Genomic DNA, 3,810 nt, shown 5'->3' on the forward strand with positions numbered 1-3,810 from the left:
AACCATGCGTCCGGGTTCGTGGTGGCGCATGCGGCGTCTTGCATCCACGGTTCCGGGGTCAGGTTGTCCTCCGTATACACACGAATCGTCATGCTGTCACTCCGATGTGTTCGATGAGTTGTTCGCCGATCCAGCGCGTGAACGCTGGTGGGATGGCTTCTTTCAGGTCGATCCAGGGCATCCAGTCGATCCCCATGGCGCGCTGCCCTTGCTTGAGCGAGGTTGCTTTGGCGCCACGGCGCGTACCATCCGGCCGAAAGAACTCACGGCTGTCCGGGTGGTCGCCGTACACGCCCACTGGTGTCCCTTGTGCGACGTGCTGACACGCGGGCCTATTCAGGAGCGGCGCACTGACCTCGAAGTGCCTGTGCCGGCGGACCCCCAACCGCTCCCCTTTGTCGAAGAAGGAGGACCCGCACAGCATGACGGGATCGATGAGTGGCGCACCGGGCACGTTCTCGATGACATAAGGAAGCCCGATCGCGTCGAGCAGCGGTCGGGCGGGTGTGATGAGGTCTGGATGACGATCCGGGTCTTTCGTGCCGGTCGCCCAGCGCTGACATGGCGGCGAGATGTGGATCGCGTCGATCGGTTGACCGTCGAAGGCCCGGTTGTTCGCTGCTAGATCCTCGAGCGCTTCGATCGCGTCCATGACGTAGAAGTTGCCGAACGGGAAGTCGTGGTGTTCGATGTCGACGCCGATGACGTTGAACCCGGAATCTACGTATCCTTTGGCGGCTCCACCAGCGCCGCAGCAGATGTCGAGGATGGTTGGCATGTCTTGTGTCCTTGTCTGATGCATTCCGTGCGGATCGCGGTGATGCGTTTGCGTCTTGATTCGGCGGTTCTGGTCCATGAGGGGACGGTGTTGTGTCCGTTCGCGATGATCTGGATCTGGATGCCTAGTTGGTCGGGTCCGAGGTGGTCGATGATCGCGAGGATGTCCTTCTTGCATGCAGCGCATGTTCCGGACGCCGGGCCAGCCATCACTCAGCCACACCGCGCTCGAGGAGGATGGCGAACGTTTCGGCGGTCATGGTGACGTACTGTTCGGCCGGGTTGGTGGTGCCGCGTTTCTTGTGCATGACGACTCCGATGAGTGCGTCGTCGTTGCCGCGTTCTGCCTCGGCTTCACGTACCCATGCGGGGAGGTTGTCGCGGCTGGTGTTCTTGCACTCGATGACGACACGGTTGCCGGCGAAGAGGACTCCCCCGATGTCGCCCGTGTCTTTGATGCCTCGCTTGACTCGACGGTCGATGCGGTCATCGTTGAGCCTGCTCGCAAGCCAGTCGGCCTGTCTCCTTTCGAAGTCGGCCCCGGCTTTCTTGGCGGATGCACGGTTGCGTGTCACGGGTGTCTCCTGGGGTGCAGTGAGGGCGCGCATCCGTGATCGGTTGCGCGCCCTCAAGTGGTTGGTGCTGGTTAGGTTCGCACTGGCCCGTACTCGAGCGCTTCGTCTGCGTGCACGATGCCGGTGTAGTAGTCGCCGCTCACCATGAATGCCGGCTTGTGTGTGATCGAGTGCCGTGCGATCGCATGCGTGATCGTGCCGCTCTGGGTGGTGATGTCGTTGAACCTGCGGAACTTGACCCATGAGCCGACGCGTTGTGCGGGCCGGATTCGATCAACCACGGTTCGCCTCGAGCTCTGCCCGTCGCGTCTCGATCGCGTCTGCCACTTCACCGTGGATGCCGATGCGTGTTGCGTGTGCGGCGATCTCGTCGAGTTTCTGGGTGGTGGTTGCCTGGTTGATGGCGGCGTGTGCAGCATCAACCACCGCGGGGTCCACGGGGGCATCGGCGAGGGGACGAACCTTGTAGGGCTTCCTCATCCCCTGCTTGACCGTGATTACGACGTCTCGGGGCGCGTCGAGGTGTGACATCTCACGGATTCGGATGCCACCGACTGCGATGCCACCGAACATGATGGACGGGTCACCGTAGAGCTTCAGCTTGCGGCCGATGTACGCTGCCGAGTCGGTGCCCCAGATCGCGGCAAGGACGCGTCGCATGGACTTGCCCGGTCTGTATGGGCGCCCGGGAAACTCGGCGAGTTCGAGGGATACGGGCTGGTCCGCGCCCTTCTTGACGTTCGTGCCGGTGATGGTGACGACGCGTTCGATCGGCGGCCGGAAGTCCTCGAAGGTGATCTGGTCTACTTTCGCGGCGAGTGTTTCGCTGATGTCTGTTTCCATGTCAGTAGATCTCCTCGAAGACTTCACGCCGTTCGGTCGTGGGTAGACCGTGCGTGGCGGTGGTGAAGTTGTTGACGATGTTGGTGACGTTGATTTCGAACGTCTCGGCGGCCGTGGTGATGGCGTTGACCCAGCGGGTGTCGGGGTAGACGCGTTTGACCCAGAGTGGGAGGCCGGCGCTGTACGAGATGTAGTCAATGAAGGAGCGGCCGGACACGAGTAGCCCCGCGTGTAGTTGTGCCATGTTCTCGAGCGGCGGCAACCCCTTCAACACGGTCTTGAGGTGTTCCTTGGGGCGCCGCGACTTGATCTCAATGAGCCCGTCTCCACCAACCAAGCCATCGGGCGAAAACCCGATGCGGTATGCCCCGAAGTCGCGCACCATGAACCCGACCTGTTCGACTGGTGCGAAGTGCTCGGCGTAGGCATCACGGGCGAACGGTTCGTCATCCGTGCCCCGCTGCATGTCCGCGGTCGGGTACACGAAGTCGACGTGTCCGGTGATGCGTTCGGCGGCGAGTGTCATGGTGAGGCCGCGTGATGTTTCGTTGTCCGCGACCTTGAGCGTGGCGGGGGTGATGAGTTTGCCGATGGTGGATGCGGTGAGTAGCCCACATCTCGCAGCCAGCCACTCATCGGACCCCTGCTCTAGATGGGTGTACGTCGTGAGCGTCATGTGTCGTCGTCCTTGGCATTGTCGAGGATGTCGTGCGCGTGCGCGGTGATGATTTGGGCGATGTGGTCTGTGACGGGGATGCCGTTGATGGCCGATTCGGTGACCATGTGTTCGTATACGTCGTCGTAGAGCGAGAACGTGGTGATGTGTTCCCCGTTGTGGTCGATCACGTTGAGGTTGACGGTCATCGCACACCCTCGGCAGCACGCAGAGCGGCGCGCATTGCGACGCGATCAGATCCACCTGTTCCGTTCCAGGCCGAGAGCGCGGCGTCCACTACCGAATCCGGTGGGTAGGGCTTGGATTGAAGTCCCATGTCCCACCCGCCGTGATCTCGGATCACCGCGTCGGACTGCTCGTTGCGTGTCATGGTCGCCAGCCTCCTTGGTCTTGGAGTCGTTTCTGTGCCACTACGGATTCCCAGTAGCGGACGTGTGATTGTGCGAGTGCGATGGCTACCTGGTTGGTGCCGTGTTGGGCGTGGTTGAGGTAGGCCTGTTCCTGCGCCAACCGGTCCAGAGCCTCGTCAAGAGTCATGGCCTCTCCTCGAACGGTTGGGTTCGCGGCATGTCAGGCAGACGATGGCGAAGAAGGTAAAGAAGAGCCCCGTCAACCAGAGGGTTGCGGGGCTGTTGGGGGTGAACGCGAGACACCCGAGACAGAGGGCGGCGAGCATGAACGCCGCAAACCTAAGCGTCATCACGTTCCGGCTCCTCTGCGTGCGAGTGGCGAGCTTCCCACTCGGGCGTGGCGTTGCTCAAGGTGACCCGCTCTCCGCAGACCACGCATTCCCGGACAAGACGAGGGACAAAGAGCGAGTTCATCGCATGGCTTCTCTCTGTTTTTCGGTGAGGAATCGGACGGGCCGTTTGAGGATGGTGCGTTCGATCTCGTCCCACATGTCCACCAAACCGATACGCCACATCGTGTGCGCCTGTA

At 61.8% G+C, this 3,810-nt stretch carries 6 protein-coding genes; all 6 read right to left on the minus strand.

Annotated elements, in window-relative coordinates:
- Positions 1–88 precede the first annotated feature (88 nt).
- The 6 genes from AB0300_RS18650 to AB0300_RS18675 all read right to left on the minus strand — a co-directional run bounded on the left by AB0300_RS18650 (position 89) and on the right by AB0300_RS18675 (position 3,059).
- Positions 89–778 (minus strand): hypothetical protein, encoded by a 690-nt coding sequence (locus AB0300_RS18650; protein WP_366216667.1) that lies wholly within the window; start codon positions 776–778, stop codon positions 89–91.
- 208 nt (positions 779–986) lie between these two features.
- The gene (locus AB0300_RS18655) at positions 987–1,352 is read right to left on the minus strand and encodes a hypothetical protein (protein WP_366216668.1); all 366 of its coding nucleotides are present in this window, start codon (positions 1,350–1,352) and stop codon (positions 987–989) included.
- 71 nt (positions 1,353–1,423) lie between these two features.
- The gene (locus tag AB0300_RS18660; RefSeq protein ID WP_366216669.1) at positions 1,424–1,633 is read right to left on the minus strand and encodes a hypothetical protein; all 210 of its coding nucleotides are present in this window, start codon (positions 1,631–1,633) and stop codon (positions 1,424–1,426) included.
- Positions 1,626–2,195, minus strand: coding sequence for a hypothetical protein (locus tag AB0300_RS18665; RefSeq protein ID WP_366216670.1), 570 nt, complete (start codon positions 2,193–2,195; stop codon positions 1,626–1,628). Before AB0300_RS18665 ends, AB0300_RS18660 begins: the two co-directional genes overlap by 8 nt.
- Position 2,196: 1 nt before the next feature.
- Positions 2,197–2,871 carry a YqaJ viral recombinase family protein gene (locus tag AB0300_RS18670; protein ID WP_366216671.1) on the minus strand — a complete coding sequence of 225 codons (675 nt, stop codon included), beginning with the start codon at positions 2,869–2,871 and terminating at the stop codon, positions 2,197–2,199.
- Positions 2,868–3,059 (minus strand): hypothetical protein, encoded by a 192-nt coding sequence (locus AB0300_RS18675; RefSeq protein ID WP_366216672.1) that lies wholly within the window; start codon positions 3,057–3,059, stop codon positions 2,868–2,870. Before AB0300_RS18675 ends, AB0300_RS18670 begins: the two co-directional genes overlap by 4 nt.
- Positions 3,060–3,810 lie beyond the last annotated feature (751 nt).

It is taken from the genome of Microbacterium sp. NPDC078814, assembly GCF_040702645.1.
GTDB lineage: Bacteria > Actinomycetota > Actinomycetes > Actinomycetales > Microbacteriaceae > Microbacterium.